The organism is Candidatus Zixiibacteriota bacterium (assembly GCA_034439475.1).
Taxonomy (GTDB): Bacteria; Zixibacteria; MSB-5A5; order GN15; family FEB-12; genus JAWXAN01.
In genome coordinates this window covers 1-15,657 of the sequence record JAWXAN010000019.1, presented here as the reverse complement: position 1 = coordinate 15,657, position 15,657 = coordinate 1, and the positions used below count along the sequence as shown (strand labels likewise).

Annotated in this window: 14 protein-coding genes; 4 read left to right on the top strand and 10 right to left on the bottom strand. The window is 49.1% G+C overall.

Annotation, left to right across the window (positions count from 1 at the left end):
• The first annotated feature begins 754 nt into the window (after nucleotides 1-754).
• Nucleotides 755-994, top strand: coding sequence for a hypothetical protein (locus tag SGI97_02275; GenBank protein ID MDZ4722722.1), 240 nt, complete (start codon nucleotides 755-757; stop codon nucleotides 992-994).
• A gap of 134 nt (nucleotides 995-1,128) precedes the next feature.
• Here the strand turns inward: SGI97_02275 and SGI97_02270 are convergent, their stop codons facing one another.
• The gene (locus SGI97_02270; GenBank protein ID MDZ4722721.1) at nucleotides 1,129-3,318 is read right to left on the bottom strand and encodes a choice-of-anchor B family protein; all 2,190 of its coding nucleotides are present in this window, start codon (nucleotides 3,316-3,318) and stop codon (nucleotides 1,129-1,131) included.
• Between the two features lie 144 nt (nucleotides 3,319-3,462).
• Here SGI97_02270 and SGI97_02265 point away from each other — a divergent pair, with 144 nt between their 5' ends.
• The 3 genes from SGI97_02265 (at nucleotide 3,463) to SGI97_02255 (ending at nucleotide 5,562) form a co-directional block, all read left to right on the top strand.
• A complete protein-coding gene (locus SGI97_02265; protein ID MDZ4722720.1) occupies nucleotides 3,463-4,215 on the top strand; it encodes an FAD-binding oxidoreductase in 753 nt (250 codons plus the stop codon).
• 30 nt (nucleotides 4,216-4,245) lie between these two features.
• A complete protein-coding gene (locus SGI97_02260; GenBank protein MDZ4722719.1) occupies nucleotides 4,246-4,635 on the top strand; it encodes a CoA-binding protein in 390 nt (129 codons plus the stop codon).
• 195 nt (nucleotides 4,636-4,830) lie between these two features.
• Nucleotides 4,831-5,562: an SDR family oxidoreductase gene (locus tag SGI97_02255; protein ID MDZ4722718.1), complete on the top strand. Its 732-nt coding sequence runs from the start codon at nucleotides 4,831-4,833 to the stop codon at nucleotides 5,560-5,562.
• Nucleotides 5,563-5,576: 14 nt separating this feature from the next.
• On the opposite strand, the gene SGI97_02250 is transcribed toward SGI97_02255, so the two are convergent.
• The 9 genes from SGI97_02250 to acnA form a co-directional block, all read right to left on the bottom strand.
• The gene (locus SGI97_02250; protein ID MDZ4722717.1) at nucleotides 5,577-6,326 is read right to left on the bottom strand and encodes a 2-phosphosulfolactate phosphatase; all 750 of its coding nucleotides are present in this window, start codon (nucleotides 6,324-6,326) and stop codon (nucleotides 5,577-5,579) included.
• Between the two features lie 22 nt (nucleotides 6,327-6,348).
• Nucleotides 6,349-7,455: a glycine cleavage system aminomethyltransferase GcvT gene (gene gcvT / locus SGI97_02245; protein ID MDZ4722716.1), complete on the bottom strand. Its 1,107-nt coding sequence runs from the start codon at nucleotides 7,453-7,455 to the stop codon at nucleotides 6,349-6,351.
• Between the two features lie 36 nt (nucleotides 7,456-7,491).
• Complete coding sequence (locus SGI97_02240) at nucleotides 7,492-7,830, bottom strand: hypothetical protein (GenBank protein ID MDZ4722715.1); 339 nt, start codon at nucleotides 7,828-7,830, stop codon at nucleotides 7,492-7,494.
• Nucleotides 7,831-8,169: 339 nt separating this feature from the next.
• Nucleotides 8,170-8,427: a hypothetical protein gene (locus SGI97_02235; protein MDZ4722714.1), complete on the bottom strand. Its 258-nt coding sequence runs from the start codon at nucleotides 8,425-8,427 to the stop codon at nucleotides 8,170-8,172.
• A 419-nt stretch (nucleotides 8,428-8,846) separates the two neighbouring features.
• Nucleotides 8,847-9,188, bottom strand: a complete 342-nt coding sequence (locus SGI97_02230) for a hypothetical protein (GenBank protein MDZ4722713.1) — start codon at nucleotides 9,186-9,188, stop codon at nucleotides 8,847-8,849.
• Nucleotides 9,189-9,859: 671 nt separating this feature from the next.
• Complete coding sequence (locus SGI97_02225; GenBank protein ID MDZ4722712.1) at nucleotides 9,860-10,081, bottom strand: hypothetical protein; 222 nt, start codon at nucleotides 10,079-10,081, stop codon at nucleotides 9,860-9,862.
• 512 nt (nucleotides 10,082-10,593) lie between these two features.
• The gene (locus SGI97_02220; protein ID MDZ4722711.1) at nucleotides 10,594-11,115 is read right to left on the bottom strand and encodes a hypothetical protein; all 522 of its coding nucleotides are present in this window, start codon (nucleotides 11,113-11,115) and stop codon (nucleotides 10,594-10,596) included.
• A gap of 317 nt (nucleotides 11,116-11,432) precedes the next feature.
• Nucleotides 11,433-12,464: a class II fructose-bisphosphate aldolase gene (gene fbaA, locus SGI97_02215; protein ID MDZ4722710.1), complete on the bottom strand. Its 1,032-nt coding sequence runs from the start codon at nucleotides 12,462-12,464 to the stop codon at nucleotides 11,433-11,435.
• A 62-nt stretch (nucleotides 12,465-12,526) separates the two neighbouring features.
• On the bottom strand, nucleotides 12,527-15,223 hold the full coding sequence (acnA, locus tag SGI97_02210; protein MDZ4722709.1) for an aconitate hydratase AcnA: 2,697 nt from the start codon (nucleotides 15,221-15,223) through the stop codon (nucleotides 12,527-12,529).
• Nucleotides 15,224-15,657 lie beyond the last annotated feature (434 nt).

Here is a 15,657-nt window from a genome sequence, read left to right as displayed (position 1 = left end):
TGCCATCCCAACTTCGTTTCTTCATGACTAACTCCTTTGTGAAATTAGCCACAAGATACTCTCTATCGCTCAGCTACGCACTAATGGGGAGCAGTATAATCACACCAAAGAGAAGAGATTTGACACGCTTCATCTACCTCCCGGTTCAGATAGAATTTAGGAAGTTTCGCCCGACGGGAGTTTGTTGTATGTCTCGCATGAGCAAGGCACAGCCGTTGTAAGAGCCGATTCGCTCACTTTGGTGACCATGTTGCCGTACCATTGCGACAGAGGCATCTTTGCGTCCTCAAACGGAGAATACTTGGCCTTATGTAGTTCCGATTCCGGCTTTCATATACTAAGTGCACTCACTTATTCAGTTCTTTATAGTGACAGTTCCACAGTGTCGAGCGGAATTTTTTCAAAAGATGGTAGAACTTTCTATGCCTGTCGGGGGGCAGTGTATACATGGTCAGTTGATTCAGGACTCAACCATCGAAAAATTTTCCGAACAATCCGAACAGAATACGTGTAACTCCAGATGGACAGTACTGGCTCCTTCCCTCTTGGATAGATTACTGTACAGACCTTGTTAGAGAGTTTACGATGTTAGAACCGATAGTGTGGTCTATTCTAAATATGTTAACCCTGGTAACGGCGAGTTAGCGGTCACTCCAAATGGGGATTATTTTCTTTATAGTTCTCAAGGCATCATTTTTTTATTTGTTCTCCGCCCCCGTCCGCCATCTTCCTGCTTGATGTAAAAAATAATTTCATGGAGATTGAAATTAATACAATTGGCTTTGATCCGACGCCATGCTACGGGGGCAGATGTGATAGTCTATTTCCTGTAGTACCTATGGTAATTACACCGGATGGCAACAAGCTGGTGGCAATTAGAGCCATGCCCGGATTCAAGATGGCCACCTTCGATTTCGAGACAATGAAGGCGGAAGATTTTTATAAGTTTACGTTAGTCAATTTCCGTCATGCGGTTTGTCAAAGCAGACCGTAAGTAATAATCAAGCTGGGGGTTCATCGCGCGAGGTGTCCCCAGAAGGGGAGCATCGCCACACACAAACACTTCTTTCCTCAACAACAAAAAACCCGCTTATGAGCGGGGCTTTTTTTAAACATTCAAAATGCTTCCTATTGGCAAGGAGCAGTTGGAGCCAAACTGATAAAGAGAAAATCAATGAGCGCTGTCAAATCGCTGATGTCAACACCACCTGTGCCGTCGGTGTTGGCTTCGTTCTCACAACAAAGCGGTGATAGAGAGATAAATAGATTGTCAATAAGCGCCGTGAGATCGCTTATATCCGAGGCATCGCCCGGGTCGCAATCGACATTGCCGGTGCTTCCTGTACAACATGGCGGAGTCAGCGGATCGAAAGTCAGCACGTAGAGTCCGGTCGACAAATCTGAAGCCACCAATTTACCCGAGGCAAAGAAGGGATAGACTGTCCAACAGCCTTCGTATCCGATGACATTGGGCTGGTAGGTATCGTAGTAACCGGCCTCGAATGGATTTAACGGATCGGCGACATTCCAGACGCGGACACCATGGGAGTAGTGGCCAATATAGAGAAAGCTGTCTTTGACATATGAATTGTGCACCGGCTGAACCGAATCAAGTATCATCTGCGAAACCAAACTCACAGAGTTTATATCGGCAATATCAAACACACGCGTCCAGTTGTGCGTGCCGATTTCGTCTCCGACATAGAGATAGTTGCCATCGTCAGAAAATTCGACATTATGCGTTCCCGAGCCGGTGTAATTGAAACCGCCAATGCGAACTGGAGCGGCGATATTGGAAATATCGACAAACTCGACACCGGTGCCATAGATTCCTGCGCCCGCCAAAATATCATTTCGGATATCTGTGTCATGATAATAGAATGATGTGAAATGGCTGACAAATGTCGGCGCAGCGGGATTGGTAATGTTGTAAACATTAAAGGCGTTTATACTTTGACCGTTTAATATCAAATAATTCTTATAAATATTGTGTGTATGCGCGCCAGTTCCGACGGTGCTGACCTGAACTGGATTTTCGATATCACTGACATCAAATATCTGCGCGGCCTCTGTCTCTTTGCAGGTGATAATATAATGTCGATAGACTTTCACTTCTTTGGTGTCTTTGCCGGGGCTTATTGACGGCAAAAAGCTGACTTCGACTGGCGGATTAGCGGCGATGTCGATAACACTGACCCCTTCATCGCGGGCGCAGACCAGAGCATATTCTTTGCCAGTTATTGAATCGGTATATCCCCAGATTCCGCCGTACGAAGACCGTTCATGCCAATAGCCGGTGAGCGTCATATTTGAAGACATATTCTTTGGTATGGCTGTGAGATTCCGGCTAAAGCCAAGAACATTATTTGCGGCATCGACGGCTTCGATTCTATAATGCTGGGTTACCCCGTCTGTGAGACCGCTGTGACTGAAAGTCCGCGAAGAAGACGACGGGGAGGAAATGAGGTTTGCAGCAGGTGAGGATGGGCCATTATACAGTCGGTAGTGATCAACGCCCGGGAGATAGCATGTCCATGTCAGTGTCAGTTTTCCGGAGGCCGGTATAGCGCGAAAATTTTTGACATAATACGGGGTAATTGCCAGAGTTGCCGGAAGAACCTGCATCAGTGTAAATCCTGTTTCGAGCATTGGCCACCAGCCATAGACAACATCCAAATTAGAAGCACCCAATTGAATGTTGACACCGTTATAAGTTGCGCCGGTGCCGTCGTAGTTACTAAGCATTATAAAGACATATTCGCGCTTGCCCAAGCTGGTCGCATTTGGATCCCATGTCAGATTAGGCGCCCCCTCGGTTGATGCTTCGACAAAACAGATGTTTAATCTACGAGGACTGCCCGGGTTTGACATATCCCAGGCCGAGCCGGGAAATGTTCCGACACCCGAGGAGGCGTAACCGAGGTCACGGCGGAAAGTCCGGCAGACGCTTGTTGTAACATTGCTAAACCTGAGTTCAATCGGAACAAACTGCGACGCTGTCAGATTGCTGCCGAAAAATATTTCGCCCCGTCCAACGCTGTTAAAGAATGTCTCGCCTCCGGTATGACTAACTCCCCTCATCCAGCGGGTAGCTCCCACCCACAAGGCTTCGACGTCCGGATCGGCTTGGGCAGCAAGCGCAGAACGAGCAGGAGATTTTATACCCTCAGCAATGGGATTTTCGATGAGTTGCTCTTGGTTGATTCCTGTTCCGAACCAATTGGCGGGGTCCGGGAGCTTTTGAGCTTCGGCGTGGGTAATGGCTGCCGCAACGGAAATGAGAACCGCCAAAGCAAAACATGTGTGCTTGAATTGCATTGTCATCCTTCCAATGAGGTAATGTCTTTTTGGCTAATATAGCGAAAAAATCCTGATTTGGCAACATAAAGTAGACGTGAGGGAACTCGCCTGCGCAAAGAATCCCGACCTTGACTGCGGTTTGACATTCCGTATCTTGGGGGCATGACTACCCTATTGGAATTTGAAAAGATACTGAAATCAGAATTTCCCGATGACCGGCTGACCTATCAAAAATCGGTGCCGACTTTTCATCCGCAAGACGCTAACGAAGCCGCGGCTTGTGTCCGACTTGCGATCCGCTACAAACAGAAGATTTTCATAACCGGATTTGGGAATAATATCGATCCGCTCCGCGAGCCATTCGTCTCAATGCTGAGTATACGTACTGACCGGCTGAATGATGTTATCGATGTCTCGCCGGGGGATTTCTACATTACTGTCGGTTCAGGATTTCCGTTGCGCGAACTCAATGTCAAACTGAAACGTCACAAACTATTTTTGCCGCATGCCCTGCTTCCGTATGTCGGCTCGGTTGGCGGCGCAGTCGCGACTAATCTGAGCGGTCGGATGAATATGCATCCATTGCCCATAAAAAAATATCTCATCAAAGCCGAGATCGTGACTCCTGAAGGCGAAATTGTCACACCGGGTTCGGTCTGCTTCAAATCTGTTTCAGGATATGATATCGTAAAAATCTTTGCGCCCTCATGGGGATTGCTGGGACTTGTGGTAAGCGCGACCTTTCGGGTGATGCCGGATTCGGCTATTGAAGAATTCGCAGATATCAAGATGAGCGCTATCGAGAGAGAACGATTTCTAAGCGGATTGGACGAGACCAATCAATCCACAGATGCCCAGTACTGCCGCAAAATAAGACAGAAATTCGACCCGCATGAGGTTTTTCCGACAGTATGAGAGACGGGCATTGAAAAGGGAAAACGCATAATGATTCAAACAACGCGCGCGGCAAAGGGATCGACAATCGCTGTGCTGGGGGCATCAACAAAACCCGGGCGCATTTCGTTTCTTGCCATGAAAATGCTCAAAGCAAACGGCTTTTTGCCGATAGCGGTTCATCCGGCGGGGCATGACATCGATGGTATGCCCGGTGTGCGATTACTAAGCGACATTCAAAAGACTGTGGACACCGTCATCGTCTATATCAACGCGCAGATTTCATCTGCCGAGAAAGAAAATATTCTCGCGCTGAAACCTCGCCGGGTCATCTTCAATCCTGGGGCTGAAAATGAAAGCCTTGCAGAAACCCTTATAAGCGCGGGTATTGAGATCGTGGAAAACTGCACACTGGTTTTGCTTAAGACAAATCAGTTCTAGATATTTTTCTTTATTTGATATCTGTCAACAGGCTCTCTATCGTCTAATTATTGTGATATTCCAGCATCATCGCAATTAATGCGAGGTTTGTGCGTATAAGCCTTAAAGGCTGTGCTACGCCCAAGACTATACATACCTGAAAGAAAAGAGCGAAATTCAGTTCCAACTGTGCCTCCGAATTACTGAAAGTACGATATGCAAAGACTCAAAAACAAAGTTGTGGTTATTACCGGGGCATCGCGTGGGATCGGGCGAGGGATCGCCACTCTGTTTGCCCGTGAACAGACCCGGCTTGTGCTCTGTGCGCGCTCCAAAACCGCGCTTGAGGATACAGCCCGCTCTTTGGATATAGATCCTGACAACTGCAAAATTGTGGTCGCAGATATTCGTAGGTCCGATGAAATGAAACGTCTCATCGATACCGCGTATATAACATTCAATCAGGTGGACATTTTTGTCAACAATGCTGGAGTCGGAGTTAACAAGAATCTTTTAGATACATCGGTTACCGAATTTGATCTTATTTTCGATACGAACATCCGAGCCGTGTTCTGTTGTCTTAAAGCGCTTATTCCGCGAATGCGCGCTCACGGATCCGGGCAAATCATCAATGTATCATCGATGGCCGGAAAAGCGGGACGGGCCGGAAGGTCTGTCTATGCCGCATCAAAAGCGGCGCTCAATATTTTCAGCGAAGCCGTCGCAAATGAGGTCAGAAATTATAATATAAAAGTCTCGCTTGTATCTCCCTCGGCAACGAATACGCAGCTCATGTCTGAGATGGACGCGACCGCATCATCGCGAAGTAAGGCTGTAAAATGGCTGACCGTCGAGGAGGTCGCCGAGGCAGTTTTATTTCTGGCTAAGCAGAATGAAAATGTCTGGGTGTCACTTGCCGAGATCCAGCCGCTGCTGGTCCGGCGGTAATACGCCGTAATATCTTATACCGCGTCGAGCAGGGAGACGCTCTGTTCCAACACAAGGCGGCCATCGCGGAGTATCGGCAGAACAGGAATTGAGTCAATATCGGTTGCTATTTCAACGTCGCCGCCAAATCCTATCGATGTCAGAAAGCGGGCATGTTCCCCCTGCTGGATGGTCGGGCGTATTGCGGTCTTGTTCGAACGATAGAGCAATTGCGCCAGCGAGCCAGCATCGTTTGTGCGAAATTCTTTCTTATGGACCACCTGCAGTTGATGAAGCAAAATCCCGCCGCAGATTGTGTCTTCGATGGAAAAACTCCCCTCGCGTCCTGAGCAGACAATAGTCACATCGCAATCCTCCTCGGCGATTTTGGTCGCAACCACTGAGAGATTGACCAGTGCGCAGGCAATAACGAGCTTTGCCGAGTGGGTCCGCCCAAACACAGGTGTGCCATTGGTCGTTGTCATAATGACGAACTTGCCGCCCACAGATGCCTCGGTGAATTCGGCAGGAGAATTGCCGAGTGTAAAGTTATCTATCTTGACTCCGTTTCGCTCGCCGGCAAGTACTGCAATGTCTGAGCCAAGCTTTGACCTGAGATCGCCGGCTTCCCCCGGGCCATCAGCGGGAATAACGCCCTTGGCCTTAGCTTTCAAGGCGGCGCAAATTGACGTGGTGGCACGGAGAACATCGATAACAACCACGGTGCGGTTTTCGAAACTCGATTTCTCGAATGGTATAGGCGTGAGGAAAAGATCAACGTGCATAATAGGCAAGATACATCAAAAATCAGCGGTGTGTGGCATGTTTATAAAAAGGAGGCTTGACAACTGTGGCTTCATAGGCCGATGAACGAATGGCAATCCCGACTTTTGAGCCGATTTTTGATTTCTCGAGCGGGACATAACCAAGCGCGATCGGTTTCTGCAGCGACGGCGAGAAAGTACCCGAGGTCACCGTGCCAATGACGCGGCCGGAATCGATAATATCATAGCCATGTCGGGGAAAGACTTTGCCTTCCATCTCAAGGCAGACCAGACGTCGTTTTGGCTTTTCATCCCGCTGTTTCACAAGAATATTTTTTGCTATAAACTCTTTTTCGAAATCCACAATCCATGACAAACCGGCCTCGACGGGTGTGGTCGTCTGGTCTATATCATTGCCGTACAGGGACATTTTCATCTCAAGTCGCAATGAGTCGCGCGCGCCAAGACCAATAAGTTCCAGGCCATGTTTTGTCCCGGCTGAGAGCACAGCGCCCATAACTGTTTTGGCGTCATTGCTTGGGATATAAAGTTCGAATCCATCCTCGCCCGTATATCCGGTTCGAGAGAAAAGAAGATTAACACCGCCGACTCTGTCTCGTGCGCAGGTGTAATAGCCCATTTCATCGAGCGGGTAATCGGTAAGTTCGCTCATAAGCTTTTGGGCGTTTGGACCCTGAATGGCAAGAAGACCCAGTTCGTCGGAAAGGTTCACAAGCTTGACATTTCCGAATCGATGGGAATCAAGCCAGGCATAATCTTTGTCGATGTTGGACGCATTGACGACCAGAAAGAAACGGTCTTGGAGCCGGTAGACAAGTAGGTCATCGACAATTCCGCCATCGGGGTATGTCATGCAGCTGTATTGAATCTTTCCAGGAGTAAGCGAACTGACATTATTGGTGGTTGTTTTTTGGAGAAATTCAAGCGCGTCAGAGCCTGTGACTTCGAATTCGCCCATGTGCGATAAATCGAACAGACCAATATTTTGCCGGACGGCAAGGTGCTCTGCGGTCATACCTTTACTGTATTGGATAGGCATAAGATAGCCGGCGAAGTTGACCATTTTGGCTCCGGTGGAAATATGAAAATCATAGAAAGGCGTCTTGCGTGCTTCAAGTGCGGTAATCATGAACTCCTTTTGGCTATTTATAGCATCGCCATACGATTATTGGCCGGTTTTTGTGACGTATTTATGAATGGTTGCGACGGAACAGCCATACCGCTCGGCCAGCGTCTTCTTGCTCTCAACAACTGATAATCGGCTCTTAACAAGTCTGGCATATTCAGCAATAATTTCTTCTTTTTTAGCCTGTAACAATTTGTTTTTGCCAGCGTTGTCCCATGCGAGAGCCCCGCAAGAATCACAGAGTTGGGAAAACAGGTTTCGTGGTTTGCGACAGCGAACACAGAGTCCATTAGCACGAAGATTATCCTGCCGCTCTACTTCTACCCGGCTCATCTCCGCTCGGCAGGACACACAGAGATCGAACTTCGAGCGATTCACGGCGCCACACCGCGAGCATTTTTGCTTTGCTTTGTATCGCGCTCGGCGCAGTGCTGACCTCCGCGCTGCCTTTTCATTAGGTGTGCCAGTTGTCATTGGTTAACAGGGCGTTCTCATATACTAAAATAAAGCAAGTGGGAGATAATTGTCAATCTCAATCACGCGGTGATTGAGGAGCGTCGGCTTGTATTGTAGGTATAAAAAAAAGAGCCAGCGACTGGTGAAGTCCCCGGCTCTTTTTTTTGAGCGCGAGAAAGTAAGATTACGCTGTGTCGCTTCAACTCCGGGTCAGGCGCTAAGTTTTCATACGAGCATCCGGTTAAAGAAACACAAATAAATTTATCGACCGCCGCCCTGGTTTCCGCCAGTTTTGCCTTGACCACCGCTCTGGCCGGGATTGCGTTCTTTTTGACGGTCCATGCCGCCACCTTGCTCGCCACCTGGTTTGGGAGTACGTTCGTTTTCACGTCCACCCTGGCTTCCGCCCTGACCGCCTTGATTTCCACCACTCTCGCCACCTTGGCGATTCATTTCACTGTGGAAGAGTCCGGAGTTCTTGGGGGTGACTGTACCTTGGGTATTTTTGATTTCTTTCATAATGACAATCTCCTTAAGATTGGTTATGATCAGAGCCTGTGGCTGTGATCGTTAGAAAACATTTTTCCCCGCGACACTACAATGGTGAAAGCTTCCCTGCGATTCCAATCATCGCAATCATCGCGAGAGTCAACCGATAATCATGTCACACGATAATTCCAATTTGACGCTTTCTTTATACCCAAGCATCTGTGTGAAGTTCCCTTCAGGTGTGCCCTTGAATCTACTTTTTAAAAGTGAAACGCTGCGGTTTGTGTTCGGATTAGTACAAACGGCGTACAGCAAGTATGAGAGCAGGCGAAAAAAATCAGCAGTGTGCCTGCTGATTTTGTTCCCCCCGACTCGCTCTGTCCATCAGATGTTTTTCTCTCTCATGAGACGCTCTGAAAAAAAATCGCGTCTGTTAGTTCGAGATATTTTTACTTATTGCTTGGTCTGCCACCAGATCCTCCGCCGGATGATTTGTCTTTGCGATTGGTTTCATCGGGTATGGGCTGCCCGCCGTTGGGTATGCCGCCACTACCGCCCTGTCCGGGACTGCGCTCGTTCTCACGTCCGCCGCCTTCGCGGGCATGCATGTTACCGGAACCGCCATTGAACTGCTCATCGTCATTCTCGGAACCATTCTTATTTGGGTCGTCGATCTCACAATCGCGCTCACCTGGCTCATTGCGTCGTACGCCCATGACTTCGAATCTTTCATAGCCCATGCTTTCATCTATAAAGCTACGGGAATTTTCGTTAAAGCTCTCTTTCATCATAGTGGTCTCCTTGGTCTGTGTGGTTGCGGTCATGGCACATGCGAATGAACGACGCTGAAAATATTCTTCTTTCAATATATGAACCAGATCAATGTAAGGCAGATATCGCCCAAGCGGGTCGTTCGAACCTTTACAGCGCTCATGCTTGGATAGCCTCAAAAGCTATAGCGATTATACACAATGTTAGCTTGGCTGTTCCGCGCGCGGAGGATTGGAGGGGAATATAGTCAAATGGGGTGCAGGCCGAAAGCGGCCTGCACGTTGATTTACCCTGGCCCTCCTAGCTTTCGCTGGGGTGACATTAAAGGGGGGGTGACATTGGGAGGGGGACGACATTCCGTGGTTGGCGTACGTCCTCGTGCGCCAACTCTCCTATGAAGAGAATTACAAAAAGGGGCGAGGCTTGGGAACACACATCCCTATTGAGGGATGGTATGCCTATGGTGGGAGTCGAGCGCGAAGACTTGTTCGGATAATTGATTATATCCAAACGAAAGGCCGAAAGGATTATTTCCCTCCGACCCTTGATACTTGCTTGCCGCGTTCAGATGAGAGTCATAGCGACAAGCAAAAAACAGACTGGCATTAACTGCGGGTATGAAACTGCTCGCCGTTGGTGACGATTAATCTCTCAATTGATCAGAATGCGCTATCGATAAAGTTGAAATCGGTTATCGGCCGCCGCTGCGTGGTTTGCCGCCTGTGTTTCCGCCTGACGATCTTCCGCCTCCGGAATTACCGCCTGATGATCTGCCCTGTCCGCCGCCCGAAGAACGTCCCTGTCCACTGCCGCTGGAAGTGCCGCCACTGGAAGAATCGCCGCCTTGGCCGCGTCCGCTGGATCCGCCACGGGCTTGACGCGAGTTACCAACCGAATTGTTTTCTTTCTGCATGAAATGTCTCCTTTACCTCTGTACTCGATGAAGAGTACATTCAACTCTGATTTCTCGATTCTGAATTCTCACCATGCTCAACGGTACGCCACCTCACCGATCCTTTGAGTTCATTGCGAGACTGAACTATTCAAGCTGTCATCAAGAGCTGTTCTCGGAAGCTCTACGTGTTATATACATTACAAACAATCAAAGTTCCACTTCGTAGGCGCACATCATGACACGAGACATTCACGCGCTGGAATACGGTAGCGCTCTATCGTCGAACATTAATTATTCGTAAGGCAATTTTTAGATAGGATACTGCACAATGGACTGTGCCAAGACATCACGTGACCTCCCATTCATGTGCGGTCGGCATTAATGCTCCTGACGTAGTCCCTTGACTGCGCAGTCCAACTATTTCAATAGTAACTTCTGCCTGCGCACTTACTCATCAGCAATAAAAAAGTCAGGAGAGAAAGCATTCTTCTCTCCTGACTCATAATACAAATTATTGTTTAACCTGACCGCTATGTTGTCCCGTTTCGCTGGTCGGTTTGAGGCAAACGGGCTTTCACAGGATCGGCGTCAGCTACGCCTCCCATAGTTGGTTTATTGTCCGGATTGCTGTTGTCACGTCCTTCGCCGGTATGATTTGGATTTCGTTCGGTCTGCTCCAACTCCGACTCTTTATTTTTTTGAGGGGATTTGGATTTGGTATTTTCGGTTTTGCCCTTGGCCCACATTTTCTCATTGGGCGTGCCGTCCTGGATGCGGTCACTGGGAGCACGGTTGCGTTCACGTTCGCGCTCTTGGTCGATCTTGGGCTCATTGATTTCGCGTTCCTCGCGGTTTTTTGGGGAGCCCGAGAGGGCTTTCTTACCTTTTTCCTTGTCGCCGATTGCGCCATCGGGAACGCGGTCCCGGTCATCAGGAGATCGGCGAGAACCGACTTCGTCATCGTCCGGGTTTAGACGTTCAGACCACGCCCGCAATTCATACCCCAGAGTATTTGCATCAATACCGAAATTTTGTGTACGCTCGTTAAACATGGTTTCTCCTTTTGCGTTCAAAGCGGCGTTTAGAGGCGGATGAATTGTCTGTCCGCTCTTTTCCATCTACGTATCAGACAACTTGCTTCGACGACTCATCGTGTTGAATTCTATATGAGTTCGTACAGTGGCTTTGCCTCTACTCATATAGTTTATAAAACCGGCCATACTGATTGGTTCCGCCCTATTGATGTAGGTCTTTTATCCCCTTGTGGGAGAAGATGATGGATGTAGAGACTTATCACAGTCCAGACAGAGCTTGTTTCTGATTAAGACAATCAGGGCTATCCTGGACGTGTTTTTACTGGAAGGACATACTATGGCGTATAGAGCGTGTTTCCTGTCGAGCGAAGATCGTTACATGCCATGGACACTCTCTTGGCCATATTCTCTTCGGCTTTTTTCAGATAAGTGCGCGGGTCGAATTTTTTCTTGTCGGCCATTTCCTCGGCGGTATGAGTTAGTACTTTTCGGTTGGCGTCAACATGGGCAACGACAGCCTCGGTGAAATAATACTGGGCATCGGTATCGACATTCATTTTAATCACCCCGTAGCCGAGCGTCTCATGAATGTCTGAGAGTTCTGAACCGGAGCCGCCATGGAAGACAAGGTCAAAGTATGCCTTTCGCCCAAATTGGCGGACAACTTCGTCCTGTCCTTCTTTGAGAATCTTCGGTTTGAGAACGACGTTACCGGGTTTGTAGATACCATGAACATTGCCGAATGTGGCCGCAAGCATATAGCGTCCGCCAATCGAAGAGAGCGCTTTGTAGACTTCGACCATGTCATTGGGGGTTGTATACAATTTCTCATGTGAGGCGCCGGTGTTGTCAATGCCGTCCTCTTCTCCGCCAACCACACCGGTTTCGACTTCGAGGATAATTTCATTCGCTTTGCACAGTTTCATCAGCTCAACAGAGGTCGCCATATTTTTGGGGAGGGGCAGTTCACTGCCGTCGAACATGTGCGATTGAAAAAGATTACCCTGACCGACAGACCGTCGGCGGGCAGTCGCAGTAATGAGAGGATGGAGAAACTTTTCGACTTTACCCGGCACACAGTGATCGGTATGAAGGGCGACATAAATATTATATTTCGATGCCACACGGTGGGTAAACTCGGCGAGGGCAATTGTTCCAAACGCCATATCCTTAACATTGAGGCCCGAGGCAAACTCACCGGCGCCGGTTGAAAATTGGATGATGCCGTCGGATTTGGCATCGGCAAATCCTTTGAGCGCGGCATTGATTGTTTCGCTTGATGTGCAATTTATCGCCGGATAGGCATAATCGTTGGCTTGGGCCGTATCGAGCATGCTGTTGTATATCTCTGGTGTGGCAACCGGCATATCGTCTTATTCTCCCTCGTGTCGTTTTAGATGAGTAAAATCTTTTTGTCGGTATTTCAAGTCTACGCCTGCGCTATGAGCTGGCGAAGTACCATCGGCAGAATACCGCCATGGCGGTAATATTCGATTTCAATTTCGGTGTCAATCCGGACACGCGCCTGGAACTGAATGTCTCTCGCCCTTGTCTGGGCATGGACAGTCACCAGTTGCCCGGGCTTCATCGCCGAGGATAATCCCTCGACAGTATACATTTCATCCCCCGTCAGCCCATGCGACTCACGCGATTCGCCTTCGAGAAATTGAAGCGGCAAGATTCCCATGCCGACCAGATTCGAACGGTGGATGCGCTCATAGCTTTGAGCAATAACAGCCTTCACACCAAGCAGCAGCGTTCCCTTGGCCGCCCAGTCGCGGGACGAACCCATGCCGTAATCTTTTCCGGCGAGAATCACGAGCGGGACATTCTCTGATTTGTAGTGCATCGCCGCATCGTATATGGAGAGACGTTCGCCGCTTGGGTAATGCACGGTGATGTTACCCTCGCTTCCGGGAACGAGCAAGTTATGGAGCCGGATATTGGCAAAAGTCCCGCGGGTCATGATTCTGTCATTGCCGCGCCTCGCGCCATATGAATTAAAATCGGCAAATGATACGCCTTGCTCGACAAGGTAATCTCCGGCTGGCGAATCGGCTTTGATAGCCCCGGCGGGCGAAATATGGTCGGTTGTGATGGAATCGCCAAACATGGCCAGCACACGGGCATTGTGAATTGGTTTTAATGCCGATGGCTCGATTGTGATGGACTGGAAAAATGGCGGCTCTTGGATGTAGGTCGAGGTCTCATTCCAATCAAACAACTCCCCTCCTTTGCCGCTGATGGCATTCCAAGTCGGGTTGCCATCGAAAACCGAGGCGTATTGCTCACGAAATAGTTCGGGAGAGACGAATTTAGTGATAGTTTCCACAATCTCTTTTTGTGTCGGCCAGATATCTTTCAAATAGACGGCCTTGCCTGAATCCGAGATGCCAATCGGGTCGGTTGTCAGATCAATATCAACTGTGCCCGCCAATGCATAGGCGACGACGAGCGGGGGGGAGGCAAGGTAATTGGCGCGGGTATGCGGGTTGATACGCCCTTCGAAATTCCGGTTGCCGGATAAAACCGAGACCGCCACGACACTCCCTTCGTTTATTGCCTCGACAACCGGTTCCGGCAAGGGCCCGGAATTGCCGATGCAGGTGGTACAGCCAAAACCGACATTATGAAAGCCGAGCTTTTTCAAGTAGGGCAATAAACCGGATTTTTCGAGATATTCAATTACGACTCGTGAGCCGGGCGCAAGCGAGGTCTTAACATACGGCTTTACTTTCAGTCCTTTTTCGACCGCATTTCTGGCCAGAATACCCGATGCAATCAACACAAATGGATCGGAGGTGTTTGTGCACGATGTAATGGCTGCGATGACAACTGAGCCATGAGCAATCTGCGCGTTGTATCCGTTATTGATATTCCCCACACGTGACATATCGGCCTCTGACAGTTCATAGCCGCGGTCTTTTATCGGTTTGGTCAGTGAGCTTTTGAAATCGGATTGTACCTGCGAGAGAACAACTTTATCCTGTGGGCGTTTCGGTCCGGCAAGTGAGGGTTCTACCGTGCTAATATCGAGTGAGACAATATCGGTAAACTCCGGTTGAGGGGTTGTCGGTGTGCGGAAAAGCCCCTGCTCTTTGCAGTACCGCTCGACGAGCTCTATTTTGTCTTCGCTCCGGCCAGTGAGACGGAGATAATCAAGCGTGGAGGCATCGACCGGAAAATAGCCTATCGTGGCGCCGTATTCCGGGGCCATATTTCCAATCATTGCTTTGACAGGCAAAGAAAGCGTATCGAGCGCAGAACCGAAAAACTCGACAAATTTCCCGACGACTCCCTTTTTGCGGAGTATTTGGGTGACTGTCAGAACCAGATCAGTGCCAGTAACCCCTTCGCGCAACTGCCCGGTGAGTTTGAAACCGATCACTTCCGGCGCAACCATATACATCGGCTGCCCGAGCATTGCGGCTTCGGCTTCGATTCCACCTACTCCCCAGCCGACCACACCCAGTCCGTTTATCATGGTCGTATGGCTGTCGGTTCCTACGAGGGTATCCGGAAAGGCAATCCCATCGCGAGTCATGACGACTTTAGCGAGATATTCCAAATTGACCTGATGGACAATCCCGGTCGCGGGCGGGACGACGCGGAAATTCTTGAATGCTTTCTGACCCCAGTGCAGAAATTCATACCGCTCTCGGTTTCGCTCAAATTCAAATATCATATTTTTTGACAGCGCGTCTTCGCTGGCAAAGACATCGACCTGCACCGAGTGGTCAATGACCAGATCGACAGGCACAAGGGGGTTAATTTTTTTCGGGTCACCGCCCAGACGTTTCATCGCGGCCCGCATCGCGGCAAGGTCGACTACAGCCGGCACACCGGTAAAATCCTGCAAAATCACCCGGGCCGGAATAAATGGAAACTGCGATTTCTCGGCCTGATGGGGATCGTATGAAACGGCATGAGCCAGATCGGCCTGGGTAACAAGTTTCGGGTTGAGTGAATGATTTCTTAAAACCGATTCCATGAGAATCTTTATTGAAATCGGGAGTTGTTCAACCGTCTGTTTGGCAGATTTTCGGTATTGGTTAAGGCTATTAATTGTGAATATTTTATACTTTGCCTGCTTTGTCTGTATCGTTGAAACGCTTAAATCGCTCATTATATCTCCTGTATATTACAAGGTGAGGCATTGGCGCATCACCATGCGCAAAAGTATATGCTGTTTTCGTGTCTATGACAAGGACACTTTTTGGAGAGAAAGCATCCTCTGCATATTCATGATATGAAAAGAGTTATAGAGCAACTGGGTATGCCGCACGCTTATGCGTGGCTGGTGTACGTCCCGCTACACCTGCTCATCCTTCTGATTTGGTGCGGGACGTCACTGCCCCGCACCAAATTTCTGCAACCAGATCATTCTTACACTGGGCAGAAAAAACCCAACCGTTGGCTGGGCTACTGGAAGAAAAACTCACACCGTCCCGACGAACGTCGGGAGTGTGGCACAAGAATCAAAGCCAACTTTCCCAGTACGTCATTGCGGGCATAATAGCCAAAAAGTGTTGGTAAGTTATTCATTTTGGGCGGAGTTTA

Excerpts from the sequence above, each read along its gene's own strand:
- SGI97_02275 (MDZ4722722.1), top strand. The coding sequence starts at position 755 with ATGGAGATTGAAATTAATACAATTGGCTTTGATCCGACGCCATGCTAC.
- SGI97_02270 (MDZ4722721.1), bottom strand. The coding sequence starts at position 3,318 with ATGCAATTCAAGCACACATGTTTTGCTTTGGCGGTTCTCATTTCCGTT.
- SGI97_02265 (MDZ4722720.1), top strand. The coding sequence starts at position 3,463 with ATGACTACCCTATTGGAATTTGAAAAGATACTGAAATCAGAATTTCCC.
- SGI97_02260 (MDZ4722719.1), top strand. The coding sequence starts at position 4,246 with ATGATTCAAACAACGCGCGCGGCAAAGGGATCGACAATCGCTGTGCTG.
- SGI97_02255 (MDZ4722718.1), top strand. The coding sequence starts at position 4,831 with ATGCAAAGACTCAAAAACAAAGTTGTGGTTATTACCGGGGCATCGCGT.
- SGI97_02250 (MDZ4722717.1), bottom strand. The coding sequence starts at position 6,326 with ATGCACGTTGATCTTTTCCTCACGCCTATACCATTCGAGAAATCGAGT.
- gcvT (MDZ4722716.1), bottom strand. The coding sequence starts at position 7,455 with ATGATTACCGCACTTGAAGCACGCAAGACGCCTTTCTATGATTTTCAT.
- SGI97_02235 (MDZ4722714.1), bottom strand. The coding sequence starts at position 8,427 with ATGAAAGAAATCAAAAATACCCAAGGTACAGTCACCCCCAAGAACTCC.
- SGI97_02230 (MDZ4722713.1), bottom strand. The coding sequence starts at position 9,188 with ATGATGAAAGAGAGCTTTAACGAAAATTCCCGTAGCTTTATAGATGAA.
- SGI97_02225 (MDZ4722712.1), bottom strand. The coding sequence starts at position 10,081 with ATGCAGAAAGAAAACAATTCGGTTGGTAACTCGCGTCAAGCCCGTGGC.
- SGI97_02220 (MDZ4722711.1), bottom strand. The coding sequence starts at position 11,115 with ATGTTTAACGAGCGTACACAAAATTTCGGTATTGATGCAAATACTCTG.
- fbaA (MDZ4722710.1), bottom strand. The coding sequence starts at position 12,464 with ATGCCGGTTGCCACACCAGAGATATACAACAGCATGCTCGATACGGCC.
- acnA (MDZ4722709.1), bottom strand. The coding sequence starts at position 15,223 with ATGAGCGATTTAAGCGTTTCAACGATACAGACAAAGCAGGCAAAGTAT.